General features: G+C 38.3%; 12 protein-coding genes. All 12 read right to left on the bottom strand.

The genetic code is table 11. The features are described from left to right. Positions 1–41 precede the first annotated feature (41 nt). Positions 42–4,586 carry a non-ribosomal peptide synthetase gene (locus RM368_RS26280; protein ID WP_322696765.1) on the bottom strand — a complete coding sequence of 1,515 codons (4,545 nt, stop codon included), beginning with the start codon at positions 4,584–4,586 and terminating at the stop codon, positions 42–44. Between the two features lie 123 nt (positions 4,587–4,709). Continuing rightward, a complete protein-coding gene (locus RM368_RS26275) occupies positions 4,710–5,681 on the bottom strand; it encodes a hypothetical protein (RefSeq protein ID WP_322696764.1) in 972 nt (323 codons plus the stop codon). 61 nt (positions 5,682–5,742) lie between these two features. Then, complete coding sequence (locus RM368_RS26270; protein ID WP_322696763.1) at positions 5,743–7,110, bottom strand: MBOAT family O-acyltransferase; 1,368 nt, start codon at positions 7,108–7,110, stop codon at positions 5,743–5,745. A 149-nt stretch (positions 7,111–7,259) separates the two neighbouring features. Continuing rightward, the gene (locus tag RM368_RS26265; protein ID WP_322696762.1) at positions 7,260–8,369 is read right to left on the bottom strand and encodes a hypothetical protein; all 1,110 of its coding nucleotides are present in this window, start codon (positions 8,367–8,369) and stop codon (positions 7,260–7,262) included. Positions 8,370–8,378: 9 nt separating this feature from the next. Then, positions 8,379–8,867: a GtrA family protein gene (locus RM368_RS26260; RefSeq protein ID WP_322696761.1), complete on the bottom strand. Its 489-nt coding sequence runs from the start codon at positions 8,865–8,867 to the stop codon at positions 8,379–8,381. Between the two features lie 25 nt (positions 8,868–8,892). Beyond that, entirely contained in the window at positions 8,893–10,536 is a 1,644-nt protein-coding gene (locus RM368_RS26255; RefSeq protein WP_322696760.1) for a glycosyltransferase family 39 protein, read from the bottom strand. Positions 10,537–10,557: 21 nt separating this feature from the next. After that, positions 10,558–11,493 (bottom strand): isopenicillin N synthase family dioxygenase, encoded by a 936-nt coding sequence (locus RM368_RS26250; RefSeq protein ID WP_322696759.1) that lies wholly within the window; start codon positions 11,491–11,493, stop codon positions 10,558–10,560. Between the two features lie 16 nt (positions 11,494–11,509). After that, positions 11,510–13,303: an ABC transporter substrate-binding protein gene (locus RM368_RS26245; protein WP_322696758.1), complete on the bottom strand. Its 1,794-nt coding sequence runs from the start codon at positions 13,301–13,303 to the stop codon at positions 11,510–11,512. A 22-nt stretch (positions 13,304–13,325) separates the two neighbouring features. Then, complete coding sequence (locus RM368_RS26240) at positions 13,326–14,492, bottom strand: aldo/keto reductase (protein ID WP_322696789.1); 1,167 nt, start codon at positions 14,490–14,492, stop codon at positions 13,326–13,328. 29 nt (positions 14,493–14,521) lie between these two features. After that, complete coding sequence (locus RM368_RS26235; RefSeq protein ID WP_322696757.1) at positions 14,522–15,538, bottom strand: fatty acid desaturase family protein; 1,017 nt, start codon at positions 15,536–15,538, stop codon at positions 14,522–14,524. A gap of 223 nt (positions 15,539–15,761) precedes the next feature. After that, positions 15,762–16,340, bottom strand: coding sequence for an adenylyl-sulfate kinase (gene cysC, locus RM368_RS26230; protein WP_322696756.1), 579 nt, complete (start codon positions 16,338–16,340; stop codon positions 15,762–15,764). A gap of 34 nt (positions 16,341–16,374) precedes the next feature. Then, positions 16,375–19,741: amino acid adenylation domain-containing protein (locus tag RM368_RS26225; protein WP_322696755.1), on the bottom strand; the 3,367-nt coding region annotated here is incomplete at its 5' end.

The raw sequence follows: 19,741 nt of genomic DNA, 5'->3' as shown, positions 1-19,741 counted from the left end.
TTACTGTTCAAATCTTTTAATTACGAATTACGAATTACGAATTATGCACGGCATTGAGAATTATGCTTTTGAAATAGTAAACAAAGGTCACTTAGGCGGCATTCGGGATTATTAATTAGCAGCTCAAGCAACACTAGAAACTGAGTGACTGCACGGCTAATAGTAGTAGCATCAAACAAATCGATTTTGTAGCACCATTTCCCTTCAATACTTCCTAATGTTGTTTGTTGAAGATAAATATCCCAATCAAATTCTGCTGTATTAGTTTCAATAGACCAGGGATGAACAGTTAAATTTGTCAGTTTTAAATCTGATGGAGGCAAGAAGTTAAACATCACTTGATATAGCAAAGAGTGGCTTGGTTCTCGTTTTGGCTGTAGTGCTTCTACTAACTTCACGAAAGGAATTTGCTGGCGATCGCAGGCTGCCAAAAAACAGCCACGCACCTGATATAGCAATTCACTCAGGCTTGGATTGCCCCCCAAATATGTACGTATTGGTAGTGTGTTAATAAAGCATCCAATAAGTCCTTTCGTTTCTACTTGCTGGCGATTGGCAAAAGGAGCGCCCACGATAATATCTGACTGTCCGGTGTAATAAAATAGCACTATTTTGAAGGCTGTTAATAAAGTCACGAATAGAGTTACATTGTGCTGTTGGCTCAGATGTTTAAGAGCATTTGTTAGGCTTTTAGAAATAATGAAAGTTTGACTTGCACCTTGAAAAGTTCTTATTGGTAAGCGTGGGCGATCGCTAGGTAACTCTAGTAAAAGTGTACTATTGCCTAGTTGCTGTTTCCAGTAGTCAAGCTCAGACACAAAAGCCGGACGAGCAACCCACTGCTGTTGCCAATGGGCAAAGTCAGCATATTGAATGGGTAAATCGGGAAGTGGTGAGGGCTGACCATGACAAAATGCTGCGTATAATTTTGTTAGCTCTTGTAAAAACACACCCACAGACCAACCATCAAAAACCAGATGATGGATAGTTACTATGAGTAAATGCTCGGCATCAGAGAGCCGTAGCAGCTTGATGCGTAACAATGGGCTTTGTTTTAAATCGAAAGGCTGGTTTTTTTCCTCAGTTATGAATCTTTGAGCCAGAGCTTTTCGTTCAGTTTTAGATTGAGAAAGTTTTCGCAAATCTATCACTGAAAATGATAGGATAGGCTCCTGAATAATTTTCTGAACAACTTGTCTATCCGTAATAGTAAAAGTAGTTCGCAGAGTTTCGTGACGACGCACAATTTCAACGAGGCTTTGCGCCAAGGCATTGACGTTGAGTAAACCCGTCAAGCGATAAGCCAGTGGAATATTGTAGACGGGAATGCCCGGATTTAATTGAGCTAATATCCAAAACTCAAGCTGAGTCAAAGAGATTGGCAACTCTTTTGTATTCCGAGGTACTGGTTTGAGAGATGGAGTCAACTCATTTTGGCGGTATTCTGAAATCTGCCGATCTAGTTCGACTATTGTCGGGTAATCAAACAGCCAGCTTATGGGTAACTCCATCTTGAAGGTTTCTCGCAACCGAGCAATGACTTGCATTGCTGATAAAGAATGCCCTCCTAATGCAAAAAAGTTGTCATGGATACCAACTTGTTCCAACTCTAAAACATCGCTCCAGATTCCTGCCAGAACCTCTTCACTCGCAGTACGGGGTGGGATCAAGTCTGTAGAGATGTTACGTTCCCTACTCATAGGTATTGGTAAAGCGCGGCGGTCTGTTTTGCCACTGCTGGTTAAAGGTAGAGCATCCAGCAACTTGACAAAAGCAGAAGGAAGCATATATTCGGGTAGCTTTTGTTTGAGGTAACAAAGCAGTTCGCTGGTGTCTAGATGCTGTTTGGGGACAATGTAAGCGACTAGGCGCTTGTTTCCTGGTCGATCAACCCTTGCGATAACTACTGCTTCTTTTACCTGTGGGTGCGCGGCGAGTACGGTTTCAATTTCTCCTAGTTCAATGCGAAAGCCCCGCACTTTCACTTGATTGTCAATTCGACCGAGAAATTCGATGTTGCCATCAGGTAAATATCGAGCGCGATCGCCTGTTTTATACAAACGATTCTCATCTTTGGCAATGAATTTCTCAGCCGTCAATACCGGGGAATTAATATAACTTCTGGCGATCGCCACGCCGCCAATATACAGTTCTCCAGGAACTCCAACGGGTAAAGGCTGTAAAGACTTATCTAGGATGTAAATTTGCGTGTTGGCAATGGGACGACCAATGGGTGGAAGTGGCGACCAACTGCTTGCAGCATCTTTTAAAGTAAAACTTGTTACCACATGGCTCTCTGTCGGGCCGTACTGATTTTGTAGCGTACAACCAGGAAGCTCTCTAAAAAAGTTGACTAAATCAGGAGTAATATGCAACTGTTCTCCTGCCGTGATAATCTGACGCAAAGATGCAGGATAGGATTGAGAAATAGAAGCGGTATTGGCTAATTGCTGAAGGGCGACGAAGGGCAAAAACAATCTTTCTATCTTTTCTTTAGCAATTAATTGTAATAATGCGAACCCATCCTTGTGTACTTCTTCGGCGATTAAAACTAAGGTTTTGCCGTTACACCAGGTAGAGAAAATTTCTTGAAAAGAGACATCGAAACTGATAGAAGCAAATTGCAAAGTTTTGGCACAACTAAAAGCACTTTCTTCTATTTGCCAATGTAAAAGGTTCGCCAAAGAACGGTGACTCATGGCTACACCTTTGGGTTTGCCGGTTGAGCCGGAAGTATAAATAACATAAGCCAAGTTCTCTGGTGTTACTTTACTAACAGGATTCTCCTGACTGTTTTGGCAAAAAATCTCCGATGTATCTAAGCAAACTACTGTTAATGGTTGCCCAGATAAGGCAATTGATGAATCTGTCAGCAATACCGACGCTTGAGAATCACTCAACATATAATTTAAGCGTTCTTGGGGCGATCGCGGATCTAAGGGTACGTAAGCACCACCAGCTTTGAGGATTGCCAAAAGTCCTACTGCGATCGATAAAGAACGCTCAACGCAAATCCCTACCCGCACTTCTGGCCCTACCCCAAGTTTTTGTAGGTGGTGTGCTAACTTGTTAGCCTGACAATTTAACTGCTGGTAAGTCAGTTGTTGGGATTGGAAAGAGACTGCTACTGCATCCGGTGTTCGTTCCATTTGTTCTTCAAACAACCGAGCGATACATTTGTGAGGATAATCTGTTTGGGTATCATTCCATACCAAAAGTTGTTGCTGCTCGGCAGCAGTTAGCATAGGTATTTCACTCACTGTCTGCTCGATATTAGCGACCATACCCTCTAACAAAGTCACGAGATGCCCGATCATCCGGTTAATCGTTTCCTTCTCAAAGCGGCTACCATCATAAAGAATGCGTAGGGATAACTCTTGTCCCGGTACAGCGATGACTGTGAGCGGATAATTAGTTTGTTCAATGACTCGCCGTTTAGTAATTTGGATGCTTTGACCTGGATTTGAGAAAGACGTATCTTGTGGATAGTTTTCAAACACCACGATGCTTTCAAACAAAGGTAATTCTTGGGTAATTTCACTAATAGCCTGAATTTTGACTAACGGACACCAAGAATATTGCGATCGCTCTACCTGTTGAGTCTGTAATTGCCTCAGCCATTGCCATAAAGGAGTCGCTGTGGGGACTTTCACCCTTACTGGTAGAGTATTAATGAATAGTCCTACCATAGATTCCACCCCCGATAAAGTGGGAGGACGACCGGACACAGTTGCGCCAAATACTACCTCAGACTCATCAGTGTAGCGACTGAGTAAAATTGCCCAAGCTGCTTGTACGAAAGTTGAAACTGTCAGATGATATTGCTGTGCTTGGGACTGTAAAGCAGCAGTTATGGGCAACGATAAACAGCAGTGCTGCTCGTGGTAGGTTTTTAGTTGTGGAGAATTTTGCACCTCACCCCGATTTAGTAGCAAACGGGTAGGGCTAGTAAATCCTTGGAGTTGTTGCTGCCAAAAATCTTCTGCTGCTCTCAAATCTTGTTGTTGTAACCAATTTATGTAATTTTGGTAAGGAGGAGGAGTATTTAAATATAAATATTTGCCTTTAATTAAAGCATTGTAAAAAGTAAAAACCTCTTTGCAGAGAATCGGCCAACTCCAGCCATCAATCAGCAGGTGATGAAAACTCCAGACAAATTCGTAAATATCATCAGCGATTTGAATTAAGCTAAATCGCATAAGTGGAGCTTTGTCAAGAACAAAATCTTGGACTCGATCTGCTTGTAAGAAAGTTTCTAGGCGTTGTTGTTGTTCTGTTGCAGATAAGGAACGCCAATCATAGTTTTGCCAAGGTAACTCTACTTGTTTACATACTACTTGGAGAGGCTTTTCCTGCTTTTCCCAAACCACAAGGGTACGCAGAACTGGGTGACGCTTCATTACTCGCACACAAGCCTGCTGAAGTACTGTAATATCTAGATTTCCAGAGAGCGTTAAACAGAACTGCTCAATATACACCCCAGATTCTGGCTCATACAGAGTATGAAAAAGCATACCCTGCTGCATAGGAGAAAGAGGGTAAATAGATTCAACATTTTTATTTTTAATTATTTGCAGTTTGCTCATATAGGGCTATGATTTTATTTCTGAAAAGATAGGTACGTACACCTCTTTATCCAATTTTTATTGTTCGCCATATAATATTTGATTTCTTGCGCTAAAGTTATGAAATCAGATTGACTTATAGAACTAGGAATAATCGCCAAATAACACTCCATTTTTTTGCCCTAAATACTTGTAAGCTATCTGACTATTTAATTCTTGAAATTGTCTCATAATATCTTCTTTTTCTTTTGGCAATAGAAGTACATCATCAATTAAAACATTTGGCAGAATTGATACTAATTTACATATTGTTTTATTATCAGATAAAAAGCTCAAAAATTTTTGATAGTTTGACCAATAACTATCATCTAGCTTTATAAATCTAGCTAAAACTATTTCATTTAAATTATTTATAAGTAAAAGCATCTTGATCGTTTTCCCTGAAGGAGACACATTTATTTTTGCACCATAGTCAACTTTATAATCACTTTTATTGTTGAATTGATTAATGACTCCTAAGAAATCAGCAAAAATATGATTTTTTGTATTTGATTTTGTAAAAAGTCGAACAATCATATTGTCATATCCAAATATATCTGCCCAATTCTCTAATATTTGATAATAGTTAAAGATATATTGATATTCATTAAATAACTCTTTAATTCCTACGCTACATGCTCCTAGTTTGACCATGTAACAGTAAGATGATTCTAAAAAATCATCTTGTTTTCTTAGATATATAACTACCTTGATTTCGTATTCTTTTAACAAATCTTTTATTTTTGCAAGTGTTTCAGGTTGATAAAATATTTCAAAAGAAGTAAAAGCTTCTGCGGAAATTATCACATTTTTAGGGTTAATAGAGTCTATTTCTGTTTTCAGTTCTTCCCAAATTGACATTGAAAGTATATTATCCTTATCTTCCAAACCCATTAAACAATGGGCTAAAGTATTATGACAGTAACGGTTAACTATTTCTTTGGCATTATGTTTTATACCAGACATAGGATACAAATAACCGTTTTCTAAAAATTTATCCCGATTGTTAAACAATGCTTTTTGTAGACAAGTTGTTCCGGTCTTGGGCATTCCAATGTGTAAGTAAATTGTTGTCATATCTCTTTTATAGATGGCGTAATTTAAAAGGTATTTTTTATAAAAATTGAGCGATCGCACACTAAAACTGAAAGTAGACAAAGGGTTGAGGATTGATTGCTGTCAGCCGAAATATTGTTGAAACCAACACCCCAAATAAAACAGCAAAACTCCAACTAGGAATTTTACGCCACCAATCGGCAAACCAACCCTTATAAGCTGCCCAGTGAAGGATAATTAAAGGTACAAAAATCCATGCAATTTGGAGATTTAGGTTTTCATAACCAAGAGAATTAAAGAATAAAAAAGATTTTTCTATTTCTACAGCACTGCTGAGATCGTTACTCCGAAAGAAGATGGCAGAGGCACAAAACCAATACAATGTTAGGGGAATACCTAGCATCTTTCTCAGTGGCACTAATTCCTTATAGGGAGCGATCCGAGATGACCATTGCTTGTGAACAACTAAGGCGATTCCATTTAATCCACCCCAAACTACAAAATGCCAAGCAGCTCCATGCCAGAGTCCTGATAAAAGCATCAAAATGAGAAGATTTTTATACCCAAACAATTCTGTTCGTTCAGCTTTTAGTCGCTTTCTCATTAAAGGAATATAAACATAGTCTCGCAACCAACTGTAGAGAGTTATGTGCCAACGTTGCCATAAATCAGTGATATTAGCGGAAAGGTAGGGAAAATTAAAGTTCAAAGGTAGTTTGTATCCAAGTAAACCGGCTGAAGCGATCGCCATATCAGAATAACCAGAAAAATCGCAGTATATCTGGATGACAAAAGAAATAACAGCAATCCAACAACTCAAGAAAGTATAATTTTCTGGATTACTGAAATACTGTTCTACTACAGGCGAAAGATTATCCGAAATGCAGGCTTTCTTAAAATACCCTACGAAAAAAAGTATTAAACATCCTCTAAAATCAACCTCGCTTAAATTTTTTGGGGTTAGCAGTTGCGGTAAAAAGGTAGATGCCCGGACAATAGGCCCTGCAACCAGTTGAGGGAAAAAAGTTACAAATAGAGAAAAATCCCAAAAATTTCTCACAGGTTTGAGTTTACCTAGATAGATATCCAGGGAATAACTCAGAGTTTGAAATGTGTAAAAACTAATGCCTGCTGGCAAAACAATATTAAGGGTTTTAAGACTCAGAGGTAAGCCCAAAAAAGCTAATAAGTTGGCAGCCGAATCGGTGAAGAAATTATAGTATTTAAAAAATCCTAATATTCCGAGATTTGCTACTAAACTAAGTATCAACCATGCTTGACGTTGTTGCTGATTTTGTGGCTTGTTCAGTAAAGAATCCCAATTCCAAAAACTTGTAGTTTCTTTTTTTTGTACTACATCAAGTGAGGCGATCGCTTTTGCTTGCAAATCACTAACCTGTGGTCTAGATAGCATTAAACCGACAAAGTAATCAATGACTGTCGATAGCAAGAGCAAAAAAAGGAAGCGCCAATCCCAAGCACTATAGAAAATATAACTACAGATTAGTAGCCATAATTTACGATGATTGTGTTTCTGTAAAGCCCAATATATGCAGAAAACAATCAGAAAGAAAAATAGAAACCTAAATTCTGTAAATATCATAAATTATTTAAGTATTGAGCAAATTTTGATGCTAATAAAAGTGTGAATTCTTGAGCGCCTTGATAATTGAGATGGGCGCTATCAATTCTGCGATCTACCTCATATAAATTACTAAACTTATTGGGATTATTAAAAGCAAAAAGGGTATCGATATATCCTGATTGATATGCTTTGTAAAGAGCAGATGGGTTGGAATCAGTCTCTAGGAGTGGCGGAATAAAAAAGACAGCTTCAATTTTCTTGTTGTTAATTTGCTGTTGTTCAATTTGGGAAGCAATATTTTTCAACATTTTCGCTCCATATATTATGGATGTATTGTTAAATGCACTTTTTGAATTTAAAGTTGCTAATTTTATTTGTTCATTTTTGAGATTTTTTTGATAAGTATCCAAACCATTTGTTCGGAATATAGTCTTCCACTTCTCAGCTTTTTTTTGCCAATCTATAGCGTAGTATCCAGATTCTTGTAGGAGTCTATCTTCAGATACTTTTGCTAATGGATCTGAAATTGATAAATCTAAATTTAATATTCTTTCCTGCCACAAAGTAGAAAGCTGACCAATCCCTATCCATCGGTAGATAAAGCTTTGAAAGTTAGCGTATATATATGGAACTTTTACTTTCCAGCTATCGATTGATGATTCCAAAATTAATTGGAAATTTTCTAGTGTTTTCCGAGGAGTATGCCAATATATCTCTTGAGCGGAAGTAGAACCAATGTTTGTAAATAGGTCAACTGAACAATCTAGAAATATCCACTTTAAGTTTGCTGGTTCTAAAGCCAGAATTTTTTTTAAGTAAAAATCTAGTTCTGATACATTTGCACCTGCGATTCCAAAGTTGAAAGATTTTACACTTTTACCCTCTGTCGTCATGTATTCATCAAACAATTTCGGGATCACCCCAAAGTAGGTAGTACTTGGCCCTATAAAAATAGCGTCATAATCATCTTTGTGTTCAGTCAAATATTGCCATTTAACACTGATTTCACCAAGGTTTTGGATAGTCTTGTAATAGGGTAAAATTAGATTCAAGCATCCAGAAGAAAAAAATATAGTAATAATAAAAATTAAGCTATAGCCAAACATCACTAATGGTCTTAACATGATTTTTTCTTAAATATCTACAACTACATCTGTTTTTGTTAATTGCCAGTTCATCTTCAGGTTGAGCCAGAAATTCCAAAGTGTCACACAAGCGATCGCTACCAGTTTAGCTATGTATTCATTCACGTGGAATTGATAAAATAGCCAATTTACAATTAGGCTATTGAAAACAAGTCCAATTAAACAAATGAGATTAAACTTGACAAAGCGTTGCAACTTTTGACTGTTTTTTTGCTCACAAGATACATCACCAAATGTCCAGAAATCATTCCACAGAAAGTTATTAATAATTGCTATTTCTGTGGAAAACATTGCACTCGGAGTTAACGCCAAACATAACGAGCTATGAAAGCAATAGAATGCTCCTAAGTCTACAAATACTCCACTAAAACCGACTACAGCAAAGCGGATAAACCGACTAAAAAGTGCGGAATTGAGATAAAAGTAGATTTTACCTCTCAGATAATTAATATTGAAATAGTCAAGATATTGCTTCATTCAACTTCTAATTTGTTAATGTTTTTTATGTTTTCTGATTTTTGTCGAGTTGCCAAAATCCTTCAAGTGGGTAGACTAATTTAAGTGAGTTAGTTTTATCTTGCTGGAGTTGATGAGCTAAACTATTTTCTAGATCGTCAATAAAGAAGATAGATTTATAATCTTGAGGCATTATTGGTAATTGGTTGTTTTGTATGGGAAGTAAGGAAATTTTTGGTTCTAAACTATGACTTAATGTGAGGATGACTCCCAAGTTATAATCATTTTTATTACTTATTAATAAAACATTATTATTAGATTGGTTAATACGTTTACTCATTGCTAGTAAATTCTTGCCACCTATTTGTGGCCACCAAGTTTCAGCCTGAAAAAATCTGACATCAGAAACTAGCCCAAAGATAAGTAATCCCACCAAAATGAGTTGCCAAAAGTTTTTCTGCCAACTTTTAGCTAGAAAAAGATGGAAAGCTAAAATATAGACTACAGCAATTTGAATGCTGAGATATAACGGTATCTGATAGCGAAAATGAATAGATCGAATTCCTCCAAATGCTAGGTCATACAAAAGCAATGTTAACCCTGGAAATCCGCCTAATAAAGCAATAAATAAACTAGTGTTGCTTGATAAAGATTTGGTCAAAAAAATAATAATATAAATAATTAAAAATAAACTAAATGTTATCGCAGGAATACTATAGAATAAAGGACTTTCATAACTTAAGTTATTGACCCAAGCATCATCAGAAGCCAAATTAAAATCAAAAAATATTCGGCTAATCCGACTGAGCCAAATTCCAATCAGGTCAAAAGGACTATCTGTTTTAAATGTTATCCATGACAAAAGATTTGTTGCTGTGTCAGCTTTGGTAATAAGCACCGTTAGCCAGGGTAAAAACATTAAGCAAGCTGCTATTGAACTCAGTAAATAATTACGCAGGGTTTTCTGAAAGCGAAACTTTTGCCTAATAACTATATAAATACCATGAGCGATCGCAACCATTACTGTTAATAAATGGGTATAGAATCCCAAGGCTAGGGTGAGAGCATACACAGCCCAGCTAGAGAAACTTTCTCGGCGAATGGCTCGCAACAAAGCAGCACTTGATACTAGGATCATGACCATCCACAGACCGTATTCTCGTGCATCTTGGGCAAAGAAAACCTGCAAGGGAGAAATCCCCATTACAGCCATTCCCACCCATCCTACTAATGGTGATTCAAATAACTCTAAACACAACCAATACACACTAGGAAATATCAACAAACTGATTACTGCTGATAAACTCCTGACTCCCGCCGGAAAATCCCCAAAGACTTGCGCCCACAATCTCACCATTACATAATACAAAGGTGGATGTTGCGGGTCTGAAGTTATTAAGTAGCGAACTGTATCAACCACAGATCGATCTGGGTTAATGTGTTGATATTTGTCTAAAGTGATGGCAGGAATTATGCCTTGATTATTGCCCCAATTGCTAAAAACTTCTTGTTTCACCTCAGCTAGCGTATGACCAGATATTGCCAGCGATGTAGCAATTTCATCGTACCAATACACTTTTTGCCCTAAATGGGTAAAGCGAAAGAAAATACCTAACCCAATCAGGCTAATTACCAAAATTTTTAACCAAGTTGGAGGATTTGACTTTGCTAGCAATTGTAGTTTGTCCATTTATTGAATCTAAATTAGTAGCTATCCTTTTGGCTGCTTAAAATATTCCTGTGCAAGAATTGGTGGATACTTAGGAACTTCATCTATGTCTAAGCAAGTCTTAATAGAGTTAATTTGAGCATTGTAATTAGGGCCTGTAAAAAAGGCGCATGAGTACCTTTGTTTAGCACTGTGAGATTGAGTTGGAACTATAACTCGATGTGGGGTGGCGCGAAATTTATCGTTCGTCCATCGCTGCATTAAATCTGCAATCAATACTATAATTGCATCAGGAATGAAGGGCACTACAACCCATTCCCCAGCATTTGTATATACTTCTAACCCTTCAGAATCTTGAAATAAAAATGTCAACGTCCCGATGTCGGTATGTTCTGCCAGATAAACTTTTCCTAGTTCTGGAGGCTGATATATAGATGGGTAGTGATGCCAAACGATGCCGTGATTCTGCTCTGAATATAAACTTGTAAAGTAATCTTCTGGAATTCTCAGAGAAATAGCCAAAGCTTGAAATACTTTCAGGGCGCTTTCGTGACAATTTGTGAAAAATTCCATCATCACTTCACGAAACTGAGTCGGATTTTTAGGCCATTTATTCGGTTCAAAAAAAGGATCTTCGATTGCACCAACTTCATCGAGAGTAATTTCCTTTCCAAAATGAAAGCCTTCAGTCATTAGCTCATTGGCGTTATGTTTATCTTCACTTTTTTTAAAATTATGATATCCGCGAAGATTCCGGTCTGGAAAAAAAGATACTTGTTCTTTTTCATCCTCCGGTAGTGCAAAAAAGGACTCGGTTTGTGAAAAAACTTGAGCAATTAGAGTCTGAGGAATACCATAATTTTTGAGATAGAAACATCCGACCTCATGAATAGCAAGAGAAATTTGTGTAGCAACAGCTTCTTTTGCGGTTGAGTCACCTATAAGAAAAGGATTGAAATCAATGATAGGAATTTGCATACAAACGATATCCTTTTTAGTTAATCTCAGTCAGTTTCAAGTCGTAAGAGTTCCAAAATGTTCCTAGTAGGGGAGAGTGTTCAATACCTTGGATACGATTTCGTACTGCCACCATTGAGAAAGGGTTAACTAGATAAATAAATGGCAGATACTCCTGAGTAATTTGTTGAGTTTCTACATACATAGCTTTACGCTTTGCTTCATCTACTTCGGAGGCTGCCTGAATGTATAAATTACCAATTTTCCGTTCCCAATCTGCAACCTGTCGCCCTATTATCGGCGTTTGTCCTGCTTGGGATTCTTGATTAAAAAAGTGCCAACCAGCTTCAGGCAACCAAACATTAGCCCAATCATTTGGTTCTTGACCCACAGCAACCTCAAGTAATTGACACTCCCAATCGAAAGTTTGAGTCAATTTATTGATGAAAATGCTAGCAGCTACGGGATTAAAATCAACAGTTATGCCAAGGTTACTCAAATTTTGTTTTATGTGTACTCCCATCCCCTGTAAGGCATTGTTGGTACCATTTGTCATTAGGCTAAAGCGGACAATATTGCCTTGCTCGTCTAATAGCTGACCTTGATTGTTATATTTAAAGCCTGCTTTTAGAAGTAATTTTTTCGCTTTTTGAAGATTGTATTCGTAGACAGTTTGGATAGGAGAATAATACTTGCTCTGTACAGCAATCGGCGAATTTTGCAGTTTACCCAATCCTTTATAGATATTGTTAAGTATTTGTTGGCGATCAATTCCATAGGCAACTGCTTGTCTAAATTCCACTGTATTGAACCAACGAGACTTTATGGGATCGACCAGTGCTTGACCATTCCTACTGCCTTTATTGAGATTGAAAGTAATAGCAGTCGAGCCAACAAAAAGACCGCCATTATAGATAGTAAACTTTCCTTTACTTTCTTCATGTTTTAATAATGAGAAATAATCAGTATTGACGTTGATGTAATCTAATCCTCCAGAACGAAATTGGATTAAAGAAGTATCTTGACTAGGAATAATCTGCCCAATCACACGCTCAATATATGGTTGCGAATTGCCTTGAATATCTTTACGCCAGTAATAAGGATTTTTGCGGAAAATTATTCGCTGGCTCGGAGTATAAGATTCTATTGTATAAGGGCCGTTGACAATAATATTTTTTGGGGGAGTATCAGTCCCCCACGTAGACATAAATTTAGGTGTACCTTGCTGGTCTTTTATTTTGACGCTTTCCCGAAAAATATGGGCTGGTAAAATTTCTAGTTTTGTAGCCCGAATAAATGGAGCAAATGGTTCAGGTAATGTAAATTCAACTCGCAAATTATCAAGCTTTCGCACAGTAGGGAAGGTACGATTTTTACCAATTATGAAGAAGTCTTTAGCGTAAGTAGGAATATCTGGATTACGGTAAATTTCATTGTAGGTAAAAACGACATCTTCAGCCGTTAGTGGTTTTCCATCTGACCATTTTAGCCCTTTTCTGAGGGTGTAAATTACTTGTTTATTATCCTTGGAAGTTTGCCAAGATTTAGCTAGATCGGGTTCAATTTCTCCACGAGCATTTTCTTTAACTAGCCCTTCATAAGTATAGTTTAAAATATCAGCCGATTCTACGATTAAAGCTGGATTGAAAGTTGTAGGTTCAGTTGGGAACGGGACAATAATTTCAGCTGTTGGGATTACGTTGATTTTTAAGGTAATTTGATGATAGATAATTACTGCGATCGCAGTTACAAAAGCCAGCAAAATTACTAACCACCGATGACGAATTAAAGTATATTTCTTATGATTTTTTAATAACTTATAATTCACCATCGTGAAACCACTCCGCAATTTATTATTGACTAGGTTGAGATAGCAACCTATGAGCATCTTCTAATAAAGCTGGTATTTTGTCAGCATGGGGACTATGACGCAGACAATCACTTAGATCGAATTGTCTAACTTTTTCTGCTGTCAGACCAGGGAACCAAGGATCGGCAGTATTTAAGTGGTTGTAACGCCTTGTGGCATATTCAAACATATCAAAAGCGATCGCTAAATTTCGCAACCATAAAATAACTGGAATATTAATCTCACCGGGGGTTTGGGGATATCTGGGTAAACCAGTGTGCCAAGTGCGATACCAATCTTGTCCTAATGTGGCGATCGCTGCTTTCTCTAAACGGTTTAAAATTGGTGGTAGAATTTCATCTGCTTTATCTAAAAGTTCTATAACTTTCAAGTGTTCGTCAAAATCTGATGGTTTAGATGCGCCCAAGCTGAGAGTATGTACTTGAGGATGGCTCAAACAAAACAGATCGTTAAACACCATCGGGCTAAGAGGATAGCACAAGTCTAATAACTTTTGTGGAGGCTTATAAAGCATACCACCTTTATCTGATGGGCTAATGATAAATACACCCATGTCATGATGTTTGGCGGCTTCAATGGCGGGCCAATTGAATTGATTAATGTAGTACCAGTGGAGATTGACATAATCAAATTGATTGGTTTCAATGGTTTTGATAATTAAGTCTGTTGGAGCGTGGGTAGAAAAGCCAATAAACTTTACCTTACCCTGAGCTTGCAACTGTCGCGCTACATCAAGACAGCCATTGGGACGAATACTATCTTCCAAATGTTGGTTATTATTAATGCCATGCAGTGTTAATAAGTCAATGTAATCTAGCTTTAATAAAGCCAAAGATTTCTCACATAAATGGCGGAAGTCTTCAGAGTCTGATGTAGGAGTAACCTTAGTTTGGACAATAATTTTTTCTCGAGGCAATTTAGGTAAAATCGCTCCTAATTGCATCTCAGAAGTCCCATACATTCGGGCAGTTTCGATGTGATTGATGCCAACTTCTAAAGAACGGCGAATAGTGGCTTCTAGATTCTGTTGATTTTCATCGGGAATTTGTTCTTGAGTAAGCTCCTTATACTCAGTATAGACGTAGCGCATTCCGCCACAGGAAAAGACTGGCATTGGCAATTCTGTACGCCCGAATCTACGATATTGGATCATAAATGTGTTTTGATTAGAGCGATTCATTAATGACTTTTTGCCGAAATCAAGCCTTGCATTATTTTTAGATGAAACATCAAGTATGATTTTTCAATATGCTGAAGGTGATGTTGAATTAACTCATGTATCTTGGAGTAGTTACACGGTGGCATACTTGGGTAGAGATGATGCTCTACATGGTAATTATTATTCCAGTAATAAAACCTAATTATCGGGTTAGAAATCATTGTTCGTGTATCATTCCATAGGTTGTGATTTAAGTCAGACTCACAGCCATAATGATCTGTAATACTGAAAATAAACCCGAATGGAGAAGCAAAAGTTGCTAATGGTATCCAGTAGCCAAAGAATAAAATCCCAGGAAAAATTACGGTTAATCCTGCCATTAATACAAACCAACCCAATAGTAGCCAATTATTTTGTAAGACAAATTGGCGTTGTTCCGGTGTTTTAAAATAGCTCAAATAAAAGTTAGCTGGTAAGGCTGATTCCTCTTCGTTATGTGTTTTCAAAGAATCTAAATATAAATCTTTGGTCACTATCCACCAATTTTTCCATGCTGCGAGAGGATAAAAATATGTCAAGGCAAAGAGATAAGTATTAATATTAGGAAAGGTTTGCCAAGCTGAGGTATCTCCTACGATTTTACCTTTGATTTTTGCTTCTCGATGATGTCCAATATGAATATATTTGTGAAACGAAAAGTTCATCAACAATACTAATGATAAGAAAGTCCCCATGAATCGGTTAGCATTTTTTGACTTATACAAACTATAGTGAGAGCAATAATGTATTGCCGCAAAAAAACAGACAAATAAAAATCCTTGAACCAACCAGACTAATAACCACACTGCCCAGTTATTCAACCAGAACCCAATAGCTGAGAGGATGAAATATGTATTGATGACAACAAATGTTTGAATAATCGGCCTAAATGTAGGAATCTGATGCAACAGACGTAGTTCTTCGTTAGATATTTTATTCTTTTGTGTATCACTATTTATTGTATGTTCAATTATTTGATTGTTTTCTGTAATTTCCATTTTGCACATCTCTGTTTGCTAAATTTCACAACCATAAAATTACTGGAATATTAATCTCACCAAGGGTTCGTTTATAAGTGGGTAAACCAATATGCCAGCTAGAATACCAGTCTTTTTCAAGTGTAGCGATCGCTTCTTGAGCAGCAAAACACTGGCATTGGCAATTCTGTACGCCTAAATCTACGATCTTACATCATCAATGTGTTTTGATTAGAGCGATCCATTATATCAGTGAGTAATTGTTATGCAATTGTGGCAATAATAGAGAATTGATGTACCCTAACTCTTCTAACTTACTTAAAATTTTATTTGCGCTTTCGGCAACACTTTCTCGATCGGTTTTGCATTCAACATCAGGTTTAAGAGGTATTTCGTATAAATCATCAATTCCAGTGAAATCAAAAATTTCACCAACTCTGGCTTTTTTGTACAAACCTTTAACATCTCGCTGTTCGCAAACTTCTAGTGGTGCATTTACGTATACTTCAATAAAATCTCCAATCTGTGCTTTCACTTCTTCTCGAATTACTCGATATGGTGAGATAACCGAAACCAGTACAATGATATTATTTCTAGTTAGCAGGTGAGCTAAAAAACCAATTCGCCGAATATTCTCGTCTCGATCCTCCTTACTGAAAGTTAACCCCTTACTTAAATTTTTGCGTACTACATCGCCGTCAAGTACTTCAATTTTATATTCCTGCGATCGCAATTTTGTCTCCAAAAATCGGCAGATAGTGGTTTTACCAGCACCACTCAAACCAGTTAACCATATTGTTACACCACGCTGTTTTTCTCCCATCACTTTACCTCTATAATTTTATTAAACTACCAGTCTAAAAAGCGTTTTGACTGTTTAATTGAGATTGGATGGCTGCTGCTAGCTGAACTACAGTAGGTTTCTCAAACAGGTAGATCAACGGCAGAACGACTTGCAAAGCTGACTGTAGTTTGCATATAACTTCAAGAGCTTGAGCAGAATGTCCTCCCAGTTCAAAAAAGTTGTCTTGAGTGCTAATTCGATCTATCCCTAAAACTTCTTTCCAGATAGCTAACACAACTTTTTCGATAGGATTTTGAGGTGTAACAAAATCCTTCGATATTGGAGAGACAATAGTTTGAGTGGGCAAAGTTGGTAGTTCAGGTATTAAGATAAGTTCAGCTAGGCGCTGGTTATAATTGCTCGTTATTTTTTCCAGCATAGTCTGAAAATTATCGACCATCTTGGTAATAGTGGCAGCTTCAAATAAATCGGTTCTGTATACAAGCAAACCTTCAATACCTGTTGATGTTTCTTCGAGCGTTAACTCTAAATCAAACTCTGCGGTATCTTTTGTATCTCTAGCAATAAACTGCTCTTTCAAAGTGAGATTTGCAAATTGTAAATTATCCTCTGGAGTATTTTGAAAGACAAACATCACTTGATTTATTAATGTGTAACTAGGATCTCTGACTGGTTGGAGTTCTTCTATTAGCTTAATCAGGGGCATTTCTTGATGAGCGTAAACACCCAAGGCTACCTCGCGCACTCGGTTAAGTAGTTCTCGGAAGCTGGGATTTCCTCCTAAGTTGGTGCAAAATGGCAGTAAATTGACAAAGAAACCAATCAGTCCTTCAGTTTCTACTCTGGTGCGATTTGCCAGGGCGCTGCTGACAATGATATTTTCCTGTCTTGTATAAGAGAAGAGTAATGTTTGGAATGCTGCCAACAATGTCATAAACAGAGTTACGCCTTCCTGTTGACTCAGTGCCTTAAGTGCATCGGTTAGTTTCTGGGAGAGAACTATTGGTTGACCTGCACTTTTAAAGGTTCGCGCTGGTGGACGTGGGCGATCGCATGGTAGCTTCAATATTGGGGGAGTAGTGCCTAAATGCTTTTGCCAAAACTGAAGCTGAGATTCTAAAACTTCTCCTTGTAACCACTGCCTCTGCCATTGAGCAAAGTCGGTATATGCGATCGGTAACTCAGTCAACGGCGACGGCTTACCCTCACAAAAGGCTTCGTAAACCTTTGCTAGTTCTTGGGTTAGGACACTAAAAGACCAACCATCAGCAACAATATGGTGGGTGACGGCAACGAATAGATACTCTTGTTCATCCAAACGCCAAAGCTTGCTGCGTAATAAAGGGCCTCGTGCCAAATCGAAAGGATGCTTAATTTCGTGTTCAGCCTGTTGTGTGGCTTGAGCTTCGCGCTCAGTTACGGGAATGTGTCGCAGATCGATTACGGAAAAGTCAAAAACAGGCTCGTTAACAATAGCATAAACAACTTGGCCATTCTTAACCTGAAAAGTCGATCGCAATGTTTCATGTCGCCGGACAATTTCTCTTAAACTCTCCTCTAATGCTTTCTCGTTCAGCGCACCTGTGATGCGATAGACCAAAGGCAGGTTATAGATGGAATTGCCTGGATAGAATTGGTCAAAAAACCACAATTCTAGCTGGGTTAAAGAAATTGGTATTGGCTCGTTTTGCGAGGGCAACCGTTTTAGAGCTAACTCCTGCCGATCTGGCGCTTTAGCTGTGGCGATTTTTTGGGCTAAAGGTGCGATCGCAGGAGACTCAAACAAACTTAACAGTGGTAATTCTATCCCAAATGCTTTGCGCGTTAAAGCAATCACCTGAGTTGCTAGTAAAGAATGTCCCCCCAAATCAAAGAAGTTATCGTAAATACCAACTTGTTCTAACCCTAAAACATCTCTCCAAATCCCAGCCAAGATTTCTTCAGTGGGAGTACGCGGCCCAACAAAAGTTTGACTTAATTCCGGTCGGCTGGTTGTCGGTTCTGGGAGAGCGCGACGGTTTACCTTACCATTGGGTGTTAAGGGGAACGATTCCATTTCTATAAAAGCTGATGGAATCATATAATCTGGCAATTGCACAGTCAAAAAAGCCCGCAGTTGTTCGACTGTGATTGTCTCTCCCACAATGGGGACAAAGTAAGCGACTAAATATTTTTCCCTAGCACTTTCCCCATACACTTTAGCTACAGCTTGGTTAATTTGAGGATGTTTGCTCAGAACGGCTTCAACTTCTCCCAGTTCAACGCGAAAGCCCCGAATTTTTACTAAATCATCTATCCGTCCCAAAAACTCGATATTCCCATCTGGCAAGTATTGGGCTAAGTCACCAGTTTTATAGAGGCGCGAGTTGGAATCCTTACTAAAAGGATTGGAGATAAATTTTTGATTGGTCAAATCTGCACGGTTGAGGTAGCCACGAGCTAAACCATCACCACTCACGTAGAGTTCCCCAGGAACGCCAATCGGCACGGGTTGAAGGTTGCTGTCTAACAGATAAACTTGCACATTGACAGCAGCTTTACCAATGGGTGGATAAATCGGCCATTCATCTGGTTTTTTGCTAAAAGTATAAGCTGTAACTAAGTCTGCTTCCGTAGGGCCATAGAAATTGTAGAGTGTACAATTTTCCAGACGCTTAAACAGCTTGATCGTAGGCTGAGTAATTTGGAGTTGTTCGCCACAAGCGATCGCTTCCCGAATATTCTGAAATAAATGTGCTTGCTCTCCGTAGATTTCCGCTAATTGCTGCCAAAGGCTAACTGGCAAAAAAACTTTCCCAATTGGGTTATTAGCAAGTAAATGAATTAATTTATCTAAATCTTTGCGATCGCATTCAGAAATCATATACAGGGTGCCTCCCAAGCCCCACGCCACGGATATTTCGTGATAGCTGACATCAAAACTGAGGGAAGCAAACTGAAGTACACCAATACCTGTAGCCATTTTTGCCTGATGGTGTGCTACTAAATTGGCGAGCGATCGCTGGGTAACAAGAGTGCCTTTAGGAGTGCCGGTAGAGCCAGAGGTATATATGATATAGGCTAAATTATCAACTCCTACCTCAACTTGCAGATTGCTCTGAGATTCTTTGGCAATTTCGTCTTCATCTTCATCTAACACAATCAGACGATGAGCCAAGTTGCCATTAAATAATGACTGCAAATGTGTTTGAGTTAAGATGACTGGTGCTTGAGAATCGTTGAGCATGAAGGCTAAACGCTCTGGCGGATAAGTAGGATCGAGAGGAACGCAAACTCCCCCAGCCTTGAGAGTTCCTAAAATAGCGATCGCAGCTGCTATTGAACGCTCCACGCAAATACCCACTGGAACATCTGGTTTCACACCGAAGCGTTGCAAGTAATGGGCGATTTTATTGGCTTGCTGATTTAACTGTTCATAA

The sequence above is a fragment of the Nostoc sp. DedSLP03 genome (genome assembly GCF_034530815.1).
Lineage (GTDB): Bacteria > Cyanobacteriota > Cyanobacteriia > Cyanobacteriales > Nostocaceae > Nostoc.
The sequence above is the reverse complement of the archived record's forward strand: the minus strand, read 5'-3'. Positions and strand labels throughout refer to the sequence as shown.

Coding starts and splice junctions, on each gene's coding strand:
- RM368_RS26250 (WP_322696759.1), bottom strand. CDS start 11,493: ATGCAAATTCCTATCATTGATTTCAATCCTTTTCTTATAGGTGACTCA.
- cysC (WP_322696756.1), bottom strand. CDS start 16,340: ATGGGAGAAAAACAGCGTGGTGTAACAATATGGTTAACTGGTTTGAGT.
- RM368_RS26260 (WP_322696761.1), bottom strand. CDS start 8,867: ATGAAGCAATATCTTGACTATTTCAATATTAATTATCTGAGAGGTAAA.
- RM368_RS26280 (WP_322696765.1), bottom strand. CDS start 4,586: ATGAGCAAACTGCAAATAATTAAAAATAAAAATGTTGAATCTATTTAC.
- RM368_RS26265 (WP_322696762.1), bottom strand. CDS start 8,369: ATGTTAAGACCATTAGTGATGTTTGGCTATAGCTTAATTTTTATTATT.
- RM368_RS26255 (WP_322696760.1), bottom strand. CDS start 10,536: ATGGACAAACTACAATTGCTAGCAAAGTCAAATCCTCCAACTTGGTTA.
- RM368_RS26275 (WP_322696764.1), bottom strand. CDS start 5,681: ATGACAACAATTTACTTACACATTGGAATGCCCAAGACCGGAACAACT.
- RM368_RS26245 (WP_322696758.1), bottom strand. CDS start 13,303: ATGGTGAATTATAAGTTATTAAAAAATCATAAGAAATATACTTTAATT.
- RM368_RS26235 (WP_322696757.1), bottom strand. CDS start 15,538: ATGGAAATTACAGAAAACAATCAAATAATTGAACATACAATAAATAGT.